Annotated in this window: 14 protein-coding genes; 7 read left to right on the top strand and 7 right to left on the bottom strand. The window is 35.8% G+C overall.

Annotation, left to right across the window (positions count from 1 at the left end; all coding sequences use genetic code 11):
* Positions 1-35 precede the first annotated feature (35 nt).
* Together DAY19_RS06085 and DAY19_RS06080 are read left to right on the top strand one after the other, a co-directional pair.
* Positions 36-1,427, top strand: coding sequence for a M16 family metallopeptidase (locus DAY19_RS06085; protein WP_158536814.1), 1,392 nt, complete (start codon positions 36-38; stop codon positions 1,425-1,427).
* 5 nt (positions 1,428-1,432) lie between these two features.
* A complete protein-coding gene (locus DAY19_RS06080; protein ID WP_114706308.1) occupies positions 1,433-2,821 on the top strand; it encodes a M16 family metallopeptidase in 1,389 nt (462 codons plus the stop codon).
* 64 nt (positions 2,822-2,885) lie between these two features.
* Here DAY19_RS06080 and DAY19_RS06075 read toward each other — a convergent pair whose 3' ends face one another.
* From DAY19_RS06075 to DAY19_RS06065, 3 genes are read right to left on the bottom strand one after another with little or no spacing between them, the layout of a single operon-like run.
* Positions 2,886-3,230, bottom strand: coding sequence for a bactofilin family protein (locus tag DAY19_RS06075; RefSeq protein ID WP_114706307.1), 345 nt, complete (start codon positions 3,228-3,230; stop codon positions 2,886-2,888).
* Positions 3,230-3,964: a hypothetical protein gene (locus tag DAY19_RS06070; RefSeq protein ID WP_114706306.1), complete on the bottom strand. Its 735-nt coding sequence runs from the start codon at positions 3,962-3,964 to the stop codon at positions 3,230-3,232. The genes DAY19_RS06075 and DAY19_RS06070 overlap by 1 nt, the downstream gene beginning before the upstream one ends.
* Positions 3,965-3,975: 11 nt before the next feature.
* Positions 3,976-5,037, bottom strand: a complete 1,062-nt coding sequence (locus DAY19_RS06065) for a L,D-transpeptidase family protein (RefSeq protein WP_114706305.1) — start codon at positions 5,035-5,037, stop codon at positions 3,976-3,978.
* 213 nt (positions 5,038-5,250) lie between these two features.
* Between DAY19_RS06065 and DAY19_RS06060 the strand changes: the two genes are divergently transcribed.
* From DAY19_RS06060 to DAY19_RS06045, 4 genes are all read left to right on the top strand, one after another.
* Positions 5,251-6,918, top strand: coding sequence for a hypothetical protein (locus DAY19_RS06060; RefSeq protein WP_114706304.1), 1,668 nt, complete (start codon positions 5,251-5,253; stop codon positions 6,916-6,918).
* An 8-nt stretch (positions 6,919-6,926) separates the two neighbouring features.
* Entirely contained in the window at positions 6,927-7,889 is a 963-nt protein-coding gene (locus tag DAY19_RS06055) for a GGDEF domain-containing protein (RefSeq protein ID WP_114706303.1), read from the top strand.
* Positions 7,890-7,891: 2 nt separating this feature from the next.
* On the top strand, positions 7,892-8,971 hold the full coding sequence (locus DAY19_RS06050) for a metallophosphoesterase (protein WP_114706302.1): 1,080 nt from the start codon (positions 7,892-7,894) through the stop codon (positions 8,969-8,971).
* 363 nt (positions 8,972-9,334) lie between these two features.
* The gene (locus DAY19_RS06045; RefSeq protein WP_114706301.1) at positions 9,335-9,949 is read left to right on the top strand and encodes a sterol desaturase family protein; all 615 of its coding nucleotides are present in this window, start codon (positions 9,335-9,337) and stop codon (positions 9,947-9,949) included.
* Here the strand turns inward: DAY19_RS06045 and DAY19_RS06040 are convergent.
* Genes DAY19_RS06040 through spt form a run of 3 tightly spaced genes read right to left on the bottom strand, consistent with a single transcriptional unit; the run spans position 9,946 to position 13,272 of the window.
* Positions 9,946-10,920, bottom strand: coding sequence for an NAD-dependent epimerase/dehydratase family protein (locus DAY19_RS06040; protein ID WP_114706300.1), 975 nt, complete (start codon positions 10,918-10,920; stop codon positions 9,946-9,948). The two genes, DAY19_RS06045 and DAY19_RS06040, sit on opposite strands and share 4 nt — an antisense overlap.
* Positions 10,917-12,047 carry an N-acetyltransferase gene (locus DAY19_RS06035; protein WP_114706299.1) on the bottom strand — a complete coding sequence of 377 codons (1,131 nt, stop codon included), beginning with the start codon at positions 12,045-12,047 and terminating at the stop codon, positions 10,917-10,919. The genes DAY19_RS06040 and DAY19_RS06035 overlap by 4 nt, the downstream gene beginning before the upstream one ends.
* 16 nt (positions 12,048-12,063) lie before the next feature.
* Complete coding sequence (gene spt, locus DAY19_RS06030) at positions 12,064-13,272, bottom strand: serine palmitoyltransferase (protein WP_114706298.1); 1,209 nt, start codon at positions 13,270-13,272, stop codon at positions 12,064-12,066.
* Between the two features lie 106 nt (positions 13,273-13,378).
* Between spt and DAY19_RS06025 the strand changes: the two genes are divergently transcribed.
* Positions 13,379-14,341 carry a hypothetical protein gene (locus tag DAY19_RS06025; RefSeq protein WP_114706297.1) on the top strand — a complete coding sequence of 321 codons (963 nt, stop codon included), beginning with the start codon at positions 13,379-13,381 and terminating at the stop codon, positions 14,339-14,341.
* Here DAY19_RS06025 and DAY19_RS06020 read toward each other — a convergent pair.
* Entirely contained in the window at positions 14,307-15,038 is a 732-nt protein-coding gene (locus DAY19_RS06020) for a PilZ domain-containing protein (RefSeq protein ID WP_114706296.1), read from the bottom strand. The genes DAY19_RS06025 and DAY19_RS06020 overlap by 35 nt on opposite strands.
* Positions 15,039-15,177 lie beyond the last annotated feature (139 nt).

Genomic DNA, 15,177 nt, shown 5'->3' with positions numbered 1-15,177 from the left:
TTAAACTACTTATGTTAACTTTTATTGGAGATTTAATGTTTAAAACGACAAAGTACTTTGCCTGCCTGGTATTTTTATTTCTTGTCTCGTGTTCATCGACGCAGGATCAGGGCACAAATCATAAAGATATTGGACTTGGTGACTTAGAGTTAAATATCGATATTCAAAAACATACGTTAGATAATGGACTGAAGTTACTTCTAGTACGGGACTCTAAGCTTCCTATTGCATCAATTTATACATTCTACGATGTTGGTGGAAGATATGAGAAAGTAGGCACGACTGGAGCGACTCACTTCCTAGAGCATATGATGTTTAAGAAGACGAAGAATTATCCAGCGGAGTATTTCTCAGATTATATTGAAACTTACGGTGGTGATTCAAACGCATATACGACATTTGATAACACTGTTTATTATGAAAATATTGCGGCCTCTACTGTTGAGAAGATGATTGAGCTTGAAGCGGAGAGAATGCAAAATCTTGTTCTTGAAGAAGTTCCTTTTGAAAAAGAAAGACAAGTCGTTCTTGAAGAAAGAAAAATGCGTTATGAAAATAAGCCAAATGGAAAAATTCATCTTGCAATGATGAAGGCGATCTTTAAAGGAACTCCATATGGAGGCTCTGTTATTGGCGATGCAAAAGACGTAAAGGCACTTAAAAGAGATCAGATGATGGAGTTTTATCATAACTTCTACGCACCAAATAATGCGACGATGATCATTGTTGGTGATATCGATCCTTCTTCGGTACTAGATAAAGTTAAGGATACAATTGGAAAGATTAAAACAAATAGTGACCTTGATAAGAAAAAAGAGAAGCTTGATAACGTTGATAATTATAAGCGCACTTCAAAGCTTCCTTATATTAAAGGCCTTAATGGACAGGCAAAGAATCCAATGTTTCGTTTAGCATTTCCTGCTGTTTCAATAACTCATGAAGATGCACTTGCCCTGGACTTCTTAGCTGATATTTTAGGAACTGGTACAAGCTCTTATCTTGTTAAAAACTTTGTCGTTTCTAAAAGACCTCGTCTTTCAAGCGTTTATGCTTTCAATTACGGCCTAAAGAATGGTGGTGTTTTTGTTATTGGAGGAGAGATTCTTCCAAAATTTAGTATTCGCACAAGTCGTAATAAGCTTTTAAAAAGTTTACGTCGTTCATGCTCAAAGGCCATTACACCTCGTTCAGTACAAAAGACTAAGAACTTACTATTAAAGCAATACTTCCAAGCAATTTCTACAAATGATGGCCTTGCAAGCTTCTTAGGCTCAACTGAATTCTACTTTGGTGATTATCGTGAGTATAAGAAACAACTAAAGAGCTATGATGAAATGACTGTGGAGAAGGTGAGAGACGTATGTAAGCGTTATATCTCGGGTAATAACTATGCCTTCTTATCAATTTGGGATCGTAATAAAAGGTAATTTATATGAAAAATATTTTAAATAAAGTTCTAATCACATCTCTTCTTTTGGGGGCAGGCCAACTCTACGCAAATGAGTTAGTTGATCGCATTGAGAAAATGAAGTGGGAAAATATCGATGTCACTTATATTCAAGATGATAAGTTTCCAACTTATAATGTAACAATTTTCTTTGCAGATGGAGCAATGAAAGATGGCCGCACAAAAGGTGTAACAAATATGATGTTTGACCTTTTGGAGAGTGGTACTAATCGATTTAGCTTAAATGAGATCGCAGATAATCTCGAATTCTATGGTGTTTCAACATCTTCAAATGTTACTCATGAGTATTCAAGTTATTCGTATAATGGCCTATCTAAAGATATCATTCCTACAACAAAGAAGATCTGTCATATTTTTAGGGATGCTGTTTATCCAAAAAAGGAACTTGCAAAGGCAAAGAAGCTATTACGTGCTCAAAGACAAAACTTAGTTTCAAATCCTGGGGCCCTTGCCTCAACGGCTTTTCGTGATATTAGCTTAAGAGGAACTCCTTACGTCTCTGATGTAAAAGGAAGACTTAGTGATCTTAAGCGCATGAGAAGAAGCTATCTTCTAGATCGCCTAAAGTACTTTAGAGAAGATGTGAAAAAGAAAGTCTATATAACTGGGCCAAGAACAGTTTTAAATATTAAAAATATTATCACAAACGAATGTGGATTTAATTCAAAAGCAAGCTTTACAAGAACTCTTGACTCAAAAGTTAAGGAGCTAAAGCCATTTGACCCACAAAAGCCTGTAATCCACTTTGTTGAAGTACCTAAGGCAAATCAAGCACAAGTTAGGGCCGGAATCTTTATGGCAAAAGATAAAGATCCAGGATTTGAGAACCTTGAATTTATGTCCCAATATCTTGGTGGTGGATTCACTTCTATTCTTGTTAAAGAGCTTAGAACAAAAAGAGGCTTAACTTATTCTGCTTGGGCAACTGCTGGCATGCAAAAAGACTATGGACGCTCAATTCTTTCTACTTTTACAAAAGAAGAAACAGTAGGGCAGATGGTTCAAGAAGTAATAAAGATTCTTAAAGATAATTCTGAAGCAAAGAATATAGCAATGAGTGAAATTGAAAAGGTAAGAAAGGCCGTAAAGGGTGGTTTTGCTTTTCAATTCCAAAAGCCATCAAGCTTTATGAGACAATTAGTTAACCTTGATAATGCAAATGTCGATATTAAGCGCTTTCTTGAATACACAAGCTCTGTTGATAAAATCTCTCAAGAAGATGTCGCAAAAACAGTATATGCAGCCTTTCCATATGATAAAGTTAAGATTGTTGTTCTTGGTGACAAGTCAATGAAGAAGGCCTTACGTAAGATTGGTAAGGTTAAAGTCTATAACTACAAAAACTTTCTATAAATAAAAAAGGGTAGGACTTCGCTTCCTACCCTTAATATTTTTCTAAATATTTAAGATATTAAATTTATGATTGTGATTCGAGAGTATGCCCTTGCATATTAACAGTTGCCCCTGGAGCAATATTAATATTCTTAGCAACGATCTGACCTTTGACCACACCTGTAGGGAAAACCTTTACCTTACCTTGGGCCGTGATATCTCCTGAGACTTCTCCATAGATATTAAGGTCTCCGCAGCGAATTCGACCTTCCACAATTCCTTGTGGCTCAATTGTGAGAGTAAAGCTCTCATCAATTTGAATATCGCCTTCAATCGTTGAGCAAATATGTGATGGCCCTTTAAGAACAATATCGCCCTTTATAACGGATCCAATTCCTACAAATGTGAAGTTTTGATCTCTTAAGTCCATTATTTGATCTCTTCTCTGAATAATTGTTGATGAACAATATCACCAAGACGATTAAAGATAAAAACCTTAAACATTGCTGTACTGGTCTTTGGAAGATCAAACTTAGCTGTTACAGGACGAAAGCGTGAAGTGGCAAATGACTCACCCTTTGTGTAATTAAGAGAGAAGTTTCTGATTGAATCTCCACCTTCTGGGTAGTGAAAGTAATTATTCCCATCAAATAAGAAGATATGAATATAGCCAGAAACGCGATTATTATCTTGTGTAATATTGATAAGATTAAAGCTTAACTCAACCTTCTCATTTCCTTTGTTAACCTTAATATCTTCAATCTTGATACTTGCAGGACTTGTTAAGTCTTTTTGTCCCTTTACTGGGGCAATGATATTAAGTGAACTTGCAGAAGCTCCACTAATCGTTTCATTGGCAAGTCGGTTTGTTAGATCAAGGTTTAGTGTTGTAAGTTCTGAGTTCTTTTGAGTAAGTCCAGAATTCTCGTCGCGAAGATTTTTGATAATTAACGGCTCTTTTGCCTTAATTAGGTTTTCGATATTCTTTGTATAAAAGTATGAACCGGCCAAAGCAAAGATTGAAAATACTGTTAAGACAACAGGCACATAAAGAATGGCCTTATATTCTCGAGGTGTTAATTGAAGGTATCTTGGCACCTTATTATTTTCATAAAGAATAAATGAAAGATTATTCTTTGCCGCTTCCTTGGTATTTGAAGACATCCGTTTCCCTTTTAATTTTCGCTATATGGCCTAGTTAGAGTTAGGTTCAATGTGAAAATTTGTTTTGGGTCTTGTGAAGTAAAGAACCTTTGTGACGGCTCAAAACTTAAGTGCTCCCTCTCATTTGTAATATCCATTGGAATTCTCTGCCATCTCTCAGCGACGATTTTCCACTTATAATATGGATCACGCTTTAGATAGAGAGTCTTCTTTCCTATATCGTTTACAGTGTTACTCTTATAGTCTTGCTTAAATGTAACAACAACATAGTCATCAGCTTTTAATACTGTAAGGTTTGAGATTTTAATCTCTGGCTTTCCTGGGTTAGAAAAGACTGCTCTCTTATATTGAGCGAATGTATTGTAGCGACCTCTAAATGGGTCCTCAAAGTCTGTACGAGAGTAGTGAGAAAGGTACTTATCAGTATCTTCCTTAGACCAAGCATCTAGCCAACCATTAAAAGTATCAATGACTTCGTTCTTTTCTCTTTTCCATGTTTCTTCACTGAAGAATTTTAAATTATGGACAACAACGATATTCGTTTTATTGATTTCAATATATCTAGCGATATCAATTAGGTTAACATTGTGGGCAACAAGACATCCCTTAGAATCAAGACCTTTATCAATTCTTGGTTCATTATCAGTTGAGTGTAGCCAAATTCCGCCACCTGTTTTCCCTTGTGCTTTATCAATAGGATTAGGGTAGTCAAGAACGAAGGCACCAACTCCGTATTGTGCTCCAAGTTCACCATGACGTTTAATTAAGTCATTGTGATCTAGGAATTGGTTAAAGAAGTAAACACCTTCAGGAGTTCTCTTGTCTCCTTGATATTCTTTATTTCCAACTTTTTGACCTGTGGCCATTTGGAAGGTTTTTATTAGTCTTGGTTTTCCCTCATCATTTTCATAGAGATATAATGTATGAGTAGATTTCTCTGCAACAATCACATGGTGAGCAAAGTAATCATTCATCAAAAGTAGATTTGATGGGAGAAAGTCTTGAGCATTCGCTCTTAGCGAAATTAATGTCGTTGTTAAAATACTGGATAAAATTAGTAGTTTCTTAATCATGGATAGCCTTTATCTTGATAACTGCTTAATATTGTAGAACATTTCCTCACTAGTTCTCAAGTGGAAACCTCATCTATTTTGAATATTCTTAAACAGAATGACTTTATGCGACGTAAATACTTAACTTTTTTCAAAAAAAGGCGAAAAGGAGAGTGTAGGAAAGCAAGAAAACTTAGATTTAAACAAATTTAGTGCACTTTATTGGGGAAAAATATGTCAGCACACAAGAAAGCACAAGAAGAATTGACGGAAGAAAGTGACAAGATTCAGAGCGCTGTAGACGATGTTCTAGGTTCAGACTCTGATAATTCAGCTCAAATGGCCGATCAAGAAGATAAGACTTCATTAACACTTGTGGAAACAGATATGGATCTGTCTCAATTTAACTCTTCAAATGAAGAGGCAGATGAGGGTGGAATTGAATTAAATTTCGATGATGACTTAGATATGTCTCTTTGTGGGGATGGTGATGAAGTAGAAAATGCCCCAGCAGATGCAAGTTCCCCAACTGATATGGATCTGGATATTTCAGGAAGCCTTTCTATCGATTTAACTGCCAAAGGTGAAGATATTCCCAATGCACCAGCAGAGGCAGCAAGAGAAGATGACTTAGACTTAGATAATAATCCGATCATAGTAGAGAAGAAGGTCGAAGCAGTTACACAAGAAGATCAAGAGCTCCCATCTGAAGAAGATACTCAAGAGCTAGAAGCTTCAAGTGATATTGATAATGAATTAGATGATCTTGGTGAATTAGACGACTTGGATGATCTTGGTGACCTAGACGACTTAGGTGATTTAGATGATCTAGGCGAACTCGATGACTTAGAGGCGAGTGCTAATTTGGATGATGATCTGGATATTGATCTTGATAGTAGTCTTGATGATGAGCTTGACGAGGACCTGGACTCTCTTGATTCTGATGTTGAAGATACAGCAGAAGTGGAGCTAGGACTTAGTGAAGATGATCATGATGAAGACTTAGTTCAAGGGCAAGAACAAGAAGAAGATACTCTGGCCCAACTGGATGGTATGGTAAATGAAACACCTAGGCCACAAGAAGAGGAGGCTACTGTTACTGCGGTTGCTTCAAATGAAGCTGAAGAAACGAAAACAGTGCATGCTCCGATGAAATCAAATGAGCAAACAGCAAGTTATAATATCGGTGTTGGCCAAGATAGTAAATCACAACAACATGATTCATTTGTTCATGATTCTAGTGGTGTTGCACAGTCTCCTGCAGCTACGATTCACCCTGGGCATATTCTTTCGTCTATGAGTGAAGAGCAGTTAATGGATCTACGAGTTACTGTAAATGAGTTAAAGACAGATCGTACTAATTTATTAAATGAGATAAATGAACTTCAATCTATGGTTGAGATTTTAAAAAGAGAAAATCTTAATTTAAGAACTGAAGCAGATGAGAAATCAATTGAATTAACTATTGCTAAAAAGCGACATGCTTTTGAAATAGAAGAGACAAAGTCTCAGTTGGATAATTACAAGCATGGGCTTGAATTAAGTGAAGCTAAAAATAAAGCGATGAAAGAAGAAATGAATGAAATCGGCAGTCGCATGAGATTAGATCACGCAAGCGTTCGTGCTCGTGAGCAAGAACTTGAGAGTCAGCTAGAGCTTATGGCAATTGATAGTGATAATAAAATAAAAGCTCGCGATGAGAAAATCTTAGAACTTAAGAGAAAGATTGATACATTAGAGTTTAATATGGAAAATATGGCCATCAATGAAAAACAGGCCAAGAAAGAGCGCATGCTCGCTCAACAGAAACTTGAAAGATTAATTAATAACTTAAGAGGATCTTTAAGTATTGTTTCAGATACAATTGATTTGGATTTGAGCGATATTGAAATGGAAAACTAAAAACGATTATGTTGGAAAAACAATACGAAGCACTATTAAATTATATCTGCCAGAATGTGGAAGAAGAGAACTTCAATATTGTTCTTAAATCTTTTCGTGATTTTATCAAAAATGAGTTTAACTCAAGGACTCCTCTGGTATTTGCGACCATCCAAACTGATGATGGTAATCCTATTATCCGAGACTTCTATAATAATAAAATATCTGGGGAGTACCCAGATAAGGTTTATCAGGAATTAATGGGGGCGCTTAAAACTCAGCACCTACATGTGGATATTGAAGGGGATAAGTACCGATTTATTGATGTCGGCTTTAATGGAAGCCAAAATCTTTTTATCGTTGTTAATGGTGAATTCTCTACGCAAGTATTTTCACAGTTGGAAAATTATATTCAATCTAAATTTAGAAGTCTGTTACATATAAAAGAGCTTAAGCGACTACAATCTCTTGCTCATGTTGATGATGTAACTGGACTGTATAATCAAAGAAAGTTTAAAAGTGATATTGAAGCATCAATTAGAGAATATGAAACTCTAGAGAGATCATTTTCACTTATTTTTATCGATATCGATTACTTTAAAAGTATCAATGATGGTCATGGCCATTTAATTGGGACAAGTTTATTAAAACAAGTAGCTGAAACAATTCGCTCAACTGTAAGAGAAGATGACTTATGTTATCGCTATGGTGGAGATGAATTTGTTGTCTTGGCCCCATATTCAACATTGGAAGATGCCAAGCATATTGGAGAGCGAATTCTAAAGAGAGTAAAGTCGACAATATATAAGATTGAAGCTGACCTTGAAATCAATTCTAAAGAGGATGAGGACGTACAGTTAAGTGTTTCTATTGGTGTCGCTAATTACCCTGTAAATGCTTCGAGTCGAAATGAAATTATCGGTATGGCCGATAAAATGATGTATGAAGCAAAAAAGTCTGGACGTGGTAAAGTCTGTGTTGCAGACTCATAAATATGAAGTACCTAATTTTATCTGATCTTCACATTGGAAAAGGCAGCTATCTGCAAAACGGAGAATTCAATATTCTTGAAGATTTCTTCGAGGATGATCGCTTCTATGAATTTTGCGATTATTTTTCCACAAATGAGTATTATTCAAAGCCTGTAACCATTGTCTTAAATGGTGACATACTAAATCTTATTCAAATTGATACTGATGGGGTTTTTACTCATGTTGTCGATGAGCACATGACTGTAAGACAGATTGACGATATTGCAAAAGGACATCCGCGCTTCTTTGCTGGCCTTAAGAAGTTTTTGCGCGCACCACATAAGCGTGTTGTTTATGTTGTTGGCAATCACGATGCAGGAATGCTCTTTGAAGGAGCTCAACAAAGATTCAAAGAAATCTGTGGCAATGAAATTATCTTTACTGAAACATTTATAGAAAATGGGTTACATGTTGAACATGGACATCGTTTTGAAGCAATTAATACAGTTCCAAAAACAAAGCAATTTATTAAAGGTCCAGCTGGCAAAGAGATTCTAAACTTTCCTTGGGGATCTTTATTTTGTATCAATGTTCTTCCTCGTTTAAAGAAGGAGCGCCCTTATATTGATAAGGTTAGGCCTATGTCGTCTTATGTGAAATGGTGTCTATTCAATGATACACGCTTCTTTTGGCGACTCATGTTTACTTGCGTAAATTACGTTATTAAGACTTATTCAAATTATTACACACGTCAAAATACAAACTTTAAAACGACGATAAAAATTCTTCAACAGATTACCATCTATCCAAAGTACGAAAGGATGGCCAGAAGGATTCTTGATCGCAATTCGTCCATTCATACTGTTGTTATGGGGCATACTCATCTTCAGGAGTGGCGTCGTTTTCCGGAAGGACGATACTATTTCAATACTGGAACTTGGAATAATATCCCTTCAATTGATGCTGGAAAACATCAGGATACTCTTAGCCTAACTTATTGTAGCGTTAATGTTCATCAGGAGAGTTCTTCTCTAATAAATGCATCGATGAATCAATGGATGGGACAATGGAAGCCATATATCGAAGAGCTTCGAACTAGTTAAAATTTAAATGATTTGGGATTATTTTTTTGAATGAAATAAAAGACGACGTTCCTAAAAAGTCCTTTCCCGAAACGCCGAAGTGTCTTTATTTCGTCTCTGCTTATTAATAAGTTTATTCGATTTTACAGAAAGAACAAGGGATTTTTTCTTACAGTAACTCGCATGAGAAATTAACTTAGTCCATTATTCTAATACGTTACTGTATAGGCATTTACATGCTCTATAAAATATGTTTTCTTGATTTCTGACATCAATAAAAAATAGGTTTAAATTAGTTTAAAAGTAGCTAAAAGCTGACTATTCTTTTCTTATTTGTTATGAATACTAGTGTTTATAGGTTTTTCTACTTATAGGATATAAAAAGTGAAAAAATACGAATCAATTAGAATATTTAAGAACCCTGTTCTTGAGTCTATGACTCACGTACACCCAATAATACCATTACTACTTTGGACGCCCTTTGTCATTTTTCTTATCTATCGCTCTTACTTTGCTTTAGGTTATACACATTTTGAAATGATTATTTGTGCCATTAGCGGACTTCTTATTTGGACTCTGACAGAGTACTTACTTCACCGCTTTGTTTTTCATTTAAAACCTATAGGGCCACTGACAAAACGATTTGTATTCCTATTTCACGGACTCCATCACGATGATCCAAATGATCCAACAAGACTTGTTATGCCACCTGTTCCGGCCATTTTAATTATGGCATTGATATGGGGATTCTTTTCACTATTTATTCCAGCGTATTATCTTTCGGGTTTTATGGCATTCTTTACAGTAGGCTATCTTTGTTACGACTATATACACTATGCAACTCACCACTTTAAAATGACTGGCCGAGTAGGGCGCTACTTAAAGAAGTTTCATCTTCAACATCACTTTCGTCATGAAAAGGCAAAGTATGGTGTAAGTTCACCACTTTGGGACTATGTATTTCGTACGGTTACTGGAGAAAAAGAAGAAGGTTATTAGAGCCAGTTGCGCCCTTGATAATCTTTTGCTGTCATCTCAATAGTCGATCTTAGATCGTGTTGAGGTATATGTCCTAAGGCCTTGATCTTTTCACTTTTACAAAGCCACGCATGTGCCTCAAGCTCATTAATCTTATCTCTCGTTAATGGAAGGTGAATAGGCAGCGTATAAAGTGCACCTGCTACAATTCTTAGTATCCAAATTGGGATAGACATAAAGAATACTTTCTTCACACCAAGAGTACTTGAGATTGTATTGATTAATTCCTCAAAAGTTACTTCATCAACAGATGTGACATAGTAAACTTCATTCTTTGGACTTTGTTGTTTTGCACATAAGATAATTGCATCAACAAGATCAAAGACATTTACAACACTGTAGCGCTTTGATCTAAATCCAAGGCCAGGGCCAGTGACAAATCTCGATTTTACCATCTTAAAGACATCAAGTACGGCACTATCTCTTGGTCCAATTACCATTGGAGGCCTAATGATTGTACTATTCCAACTTTCAGGAGCTAGCTCTTTTAGCGCCTGCTCAGCTGCTAGTTTTGAATGACCATATGCTGACACTGGATTACATTCATGGGCCTCATCAATAGGTGATTGAGATGGTCCAGCAGCTGCTTGTGATGAGATTAAAAGAAAATGTAATTTCTCATAACGCTTACTTAATTCATTTATTAAATCTTGTGTTGCTAGCTGATTTGTTTTTGCAAATGTTAATGAATGCTTAGCAGAGACAACACCAGCTGTGTGAATAACACAGTCGAGATCTGAGGGAAGTTTCTTTACCCATGATGAAATTGATTCTTCATCGAGGTTTCCTGTAATATATTTTCCAGGCAGCTCTAAGTTTAGTGCTTTTTGTTCATTTCTTACTAAAGCGTAAACTTCATGTCCTTGTTCTGATAATTTATCACATAGGTGGGAGCCAACAAAGCCAGTCGCTCCAGTAATTAAAACTTTCATACGAGCTCTTTTTGAAAAATACGATACTTCCTATATGGTACCGCATTCATTTTTAGAAGTGGTTTATTCATATTTAAGTTGTCTTCTAAAATCCAACTCATTTCAATATTCTTATACTTCTTATAGCTTGCAATATTTTCGTGAGCTCGGAAATAGAGAATTGATTCTAGTCCATAAAGCCTGTATTTCTTCTTCACACCCATTGTAATAACTCGAACACCGTCGATTAATTTAGGTGCCCTTAGGACTTGAAATATACCTGTTGGTAATAGCTTTCCATTTGGGATTTTATGTAGAACTTGATTAAAGTCGGGTAGGCATACAATAAAGCCAGCTTCAACACCGTTTACAAGAGCGAATAAAATAAGCTTTTCATCTGCTACTGTTTTTAGGTCTGCGGCCATGGCAAAGAACTCATCCTTGGTCATTGGGACAAATCCCCAATTCTCTTCCCAAGCATCATTGTAAATCTCATACATGAGTTTTATTTCTTCTTGCCATCTCTTTTTAGAAACACAACGATAAGTAATGGACTCTTTCTTTTCTGCACGCTCTGCAATCTTTTTAATAACTTCAGGCATCTGAGTTTCAGTTTTCATATGATAAGCAAGTAGATCCATTGCTTTTGTGAAGCCAAGAGACTCAATATGTTGCTGATAGTATTCGTAATTATACATCATCATAAGAACAGGAATCTCTCCATATCCTTTGATTAGTGTTCCACATTCATAATTTGTCGAAGGATTAAATGGGCCAATAAACTTTTCCATGCCTAGTGATGAACACCATTCTGCCGCTGCATTAAATAAGCTTTCAAAAACTTTTATATCGTCGATGGCATCGAGGAATCCCCAATGTCCTTCTTTTGAATTATGAAATTTGTTATAGTTATGATTATTGATGGCCATGATTCTTCCAACATCTTTTCCATCTTTAATGGCGATATAGAAAGCACATTGGGCCGTATTGTAGAAAGGGTGGCCTGACTTGAATAACTTATTTAGCTCCATTCTTAATTGAGGAACCCAAAACTTATCATCTTTATATATTTCAAATTGAATATCAATGAATCGTTTACGGGCCTTTTTATCGTTTAAAACGTCTACTTTCTCAATATAGATGGCCATCTAAGCTCCTTTCTTTCTAGTGTCCCATTGTTGAAGGAAGATCAAATTCCTTCTTGGCCTTTGCAAATACCTCAAGAACTTTTGTTAGCTCACTCTTACTATGAGTTGCCATATAACTTGTTCTAATAAGGGCCTCTCCCTTAGGTACTGCTGGTGGAACAACTGGAGTTGCAAAAACTCCGTGATCACTTAGGAATTTTGTTACAAGCATCGATTTCACATCGTCACCGATGAAGATTGGAATAATTGGTGTTTGCGAATTATATGTATAGAACCCAATTTCTTGGAATCCATTTCTCATAAATTGTACGTTATCCCATAGTTTCTCATGAAGAGTGTCGTCTTCATTGATAACGTCGATACATGCAGATACTGTCGCAACTGCTGAAGGGGCCATTGAAGCAGAGAACATAAATGATCTCGCTAAGTGTTTTACGTAGTTGATAGTTTCAGCATCACCTGAAAGTACACCACCAATAGAAGCAAATGATTTAGAAAACGTTCCCATATTTAAGTGTACTTTATCAGTTACACCAAAGTGGTTCATCGTTCCTGCACCTTTTTCTCCCATAACACCGATACCATGAGCATCGTCAACGTAGATATAGGCACCATATTTTTCTGCAAGTCTTACCATTTCTGGAAGGTTTGCAATATCACCAGTCATTGAGAAAACACCGTCAGCTACGATGATAACTTTTTGGAAGCGATCGATATTAGCTTCAAGTTGCTCTTCAAGAGACTCCATATCGTTGTGACGATATTTAAAAGTTGTTCCCATTGCTAAACGTGAAGCATCAATGATTGAAGCATGATTTTCAGAATCAAAGAGCATACAATCTCTTGGTCCACAAATAGCAGATAGAGCACCAAGGTTCGTTTGCATACCTGTTGAAAAGATAAGGGCCTTTTCATGCCCAAGGTATGTAGCTAGCTTTTCTTCAAGTTCTTCGTGTATCGTTAAATTTCCATTAAGAAATCTTGAACCTGTACAACCTGTACCGTATTTTTCAATGGCCTTTATGGCCGCTTCTTTCACATGTGGGTGGTGAGTTAGACCAAGGTAGTTATTTGAGCCGATCATGATTTGATCACGGCCATCAATTTTTACAACCGTTCCTTCTGAGTCACCAATTTGACGAAAGAATGGATAAAGATCTTTAGACTTAAGCATATTTGCTTTGTCCATTAAACGGTCAGCTGCACTTGAAAATTTCAACGACATATTTCACATCTCATTAGAATTGTATTAATAAATAGAGGTAGCAGTGAATTTATCCATATATTGTTGACAAGTCAACTTAGATATATGCGTTAAGGTAGTACTTATCATGTTTAAATTATTCAACTTTTCTTCTTTTTTAAGTGCCATGATTCACTTCATCATCTTAACGATTTGTGCATCGTGTATTGGGGGAGATAAAGAGCTCTCTCAGACTGTAAGTTCTGAAGTACAAGACTGGAAAATACCTTGTGATTTAAGTACTTTGTGTACGAAAAAACAACTTATTAGCTCACTTAATGGCCCAATTGAATTTAGAAAAACTCTAAAAGAGAAGATTGATAATAACTTTAATCAATTCTTTGATACGTATGGAAACGACTTATTCTATGTCTGCGCAAGCTTAATTAGTGTCGGAGGATGTCGTGAAATACAAATTGATAAGGCCTCTAAAGTATCTTTTGAATTGTATATGAAAGGTCTTGCAAGTTGCCATCACCGTCTATGTCATGACTACTTTCAACAAAATAAGTCCCAGCTTTTAAAATTGGCCAACTCCTTTGATTCACAGCTCTCAATTAAGTCATATTATCTTATGGCAGTTAAGTTACCGCTTCCTTGGTATGATAAGGCCGACTATTTAAAGAAATACTTAGAGTTAATAGATGCTAAAGTCTTAAAATATGAAGAACTAGGGCCACTTATAAGTGCAATCCCAAATCATCAGGGACTGAAAACCTTTATTGCTAAGAGGTTTTTTAAAATAGATGAGAATCTTGATGGTGTCGCTGTTTACTTAGCTCGTTATCAAAATGGATGGCATGATATTTATTATAAGAAATTTCTAGCTAGTGATAATAAAGTTGCAATAAACGCCTTTATTAATTCTATGCCTATTGGTTGTCCTCAAATATCAACGATATTGTCTTTTAAAGATTTGATAAATCATAAAAATAAGAAGGTATTAGAAGAGACTCTTAATCAAGAAGAACTTGATAAGTATTTTTCGTCTTTAAAGCTTAAGAGCAATAAGGAGTCTAAGTGCCTTTCTTCATCGCCGCCTGCTTTCTAAGCTCTTCTCCACGGGCTTCAGAGTTAATTGAAAGAACGAGGTCTTCCTCAACATCTTTATCCATATTTTGAAAAGCGGCACCAATACCTAAAGGCTTTTCTGAGTCCGAATCATTTGGCCAAGTTGCTGCAATCTTAAGTTGAGGAATCTCAAAGCGCTTAGAAGCAAGTCTTACAGTGGCCTTGGCAAAGATGGTCTCTTTTGCAAACTTCTCTTTGAATTCAGAAGAGCAATTAAAGCTTATTCCACCAGCAGAAATATCATTGCAGTCAAATACATCTTCTTCAATTTTAATTTGAATAGGGATATATGAGTTTGCGTGTAGTCGATAGTTAGTACGTTGCTGACTTTTATAGAAAGGTCGATCAGCTTTAAGACTATATAATTCACTTGCTGAATTGAAACTTAGAAACGAGCTAGAGAATAGGTATACAGACTTAAAAGTGATTTTAATTAGAACTTCACTTTCTTTATTCTTTGAACCAGCAAGTTTCGCAATGATGCTTGCGTCAAAATCTACTGAAAGTTCAAGGTTGTCTTCATCGAGAGATTTTATTTTAAATTTTTCGACTTTGTCTTTGTCTTGACCTTTTTGCCAAACCTCTACGCTAAGTCCGTCACTTACGGCCCTTCTTAAAAAACTTAACCTCTCATCCTTGGGGATTTCAGAGAAATAAAATTTCTTATTAGCATCCATCTTACTAGCTCACTTTAAATTATTGAATTATTGCGTTAACTATTTAATATTAAATATATTTTAATCAAAGTTTTCATTCAGTTCAAATTGTGGCAAATTCTAGAAATAAATGCCTTATAATGAGCAAAATCGTTATTTT

Source organism: Halobacteriovorax vibrionivorans (assembly GCF_003346865.1).
Lineage (GTDB): Bacteria > Bdellovibrionota > Bacteriovoracia > Bacteriovoracales > Bacteriovoracaceae > Halobacteriovorax_A > Halobacteriovorax_A vibrionivorans.
Note: the sequence above shows the minus strand (reverse complement) of the source record. Positions and strands in the feature narration are given on the sequence as shown.

What these genes read in the sequence shown, in the direction of transcription:
- DAY19_RS06020 (WP_114706296.1), bottom strand. Translation starts at nt 15,038, where the DNA reads ATGGATGCTAATAAGAAATTTTATTTCTCTGAAATCCCCAAGGATGAG.
- DAY19_RS06080 (WP_114706308.1), top strand. Translation starts at nt 1,433, where the DNA reads ATGAAAAATATTTTAAATAAAGTTCTAATCACATCTCTTCTTTTGGGG.
- DAY19_RS06050 (WP_114706302.1), top strand. Translation starts at nt 7,892, where the DNA reads ATGAAGTACCTAATTTTATCTGATCTTCACATTGGAAAAGGCAGCTAT.
- DAY19_RS06070 (WP_114706306.1), bottom strand. Translation starts at nt 3,964, where the DNA reads ATGTCTTCAAATACCAAGGAAGCGGCAAAGAATAATCTTTCATTTATT.
- DAY19_RS06060 (WP_114706304.1), top strand. Translation starts at nt 5,251, where the DNA reads ATGTCAGCACACAAGAAAGCACAAGAAGAATTGACGGAAGAAAGTGAC.
- DAY19_RS06025 (WP_114706297.1), top strand. Translation starts at nt 13,379, where the DNA reads ATGTTTAAATTATTCAACTTTTCTTCTTTTTTAAGTGCCATGATTCAC.
- DAY19_RS06065 (WP_114706305.1), bottom strand. Translation starts at nt 5,037, where the DNA reads ATGATTAAGAAACTACTAATTTTATCCAGTATTTTAACAACGACATTA.
- DAY19_RS06040 (WP_114706300.1), bottom strand. Translation starts at nt 10,920, where the DNA reads ATGAAAGTTTTAATTACTGGAGCGACTGGCTTTGTTGGCTCCCACCTA.
- DAY19_RS06055 (WP_114706303.1), top strand. Translation starts at nt 6,927, where the DNA reads ATGTTGGAAAAACAATACGAAGCACTATTAAATTATATCTGCCAGAAT.
- DAY19_RS06035 (WP_114706299.1), bottom strand. Translation starts at nt 12,047, where the DNA reads ATGGCCATCTATATTGAGAAAGTAGACGTTTTAAACGATAAAAAGGCC.
- spt (WP_114706298.1), bottom strand. Translation starts at nt 13,272, where the DNA reads ATGTCGTTGAAATTTTCAAGTGCAGCTGACCGTTTAATGGACAAAGCA.
- DAY19_RS06085 (WP_158536814.1), top strand. Translation starts at nt 36, where the DNA reads ATGTTTAAAACGACAAAGTACTTTGCCTGCCTGGTATTTTTATTTCTT.
- DAY19_RS06075 (WP_114706307.1), bottom strand. Translation starts at nt 3,230, where the DNA reads ATGGACTTAAGAGATCAAAACTTCACATTTGTAGGAATTGGATCCGTT.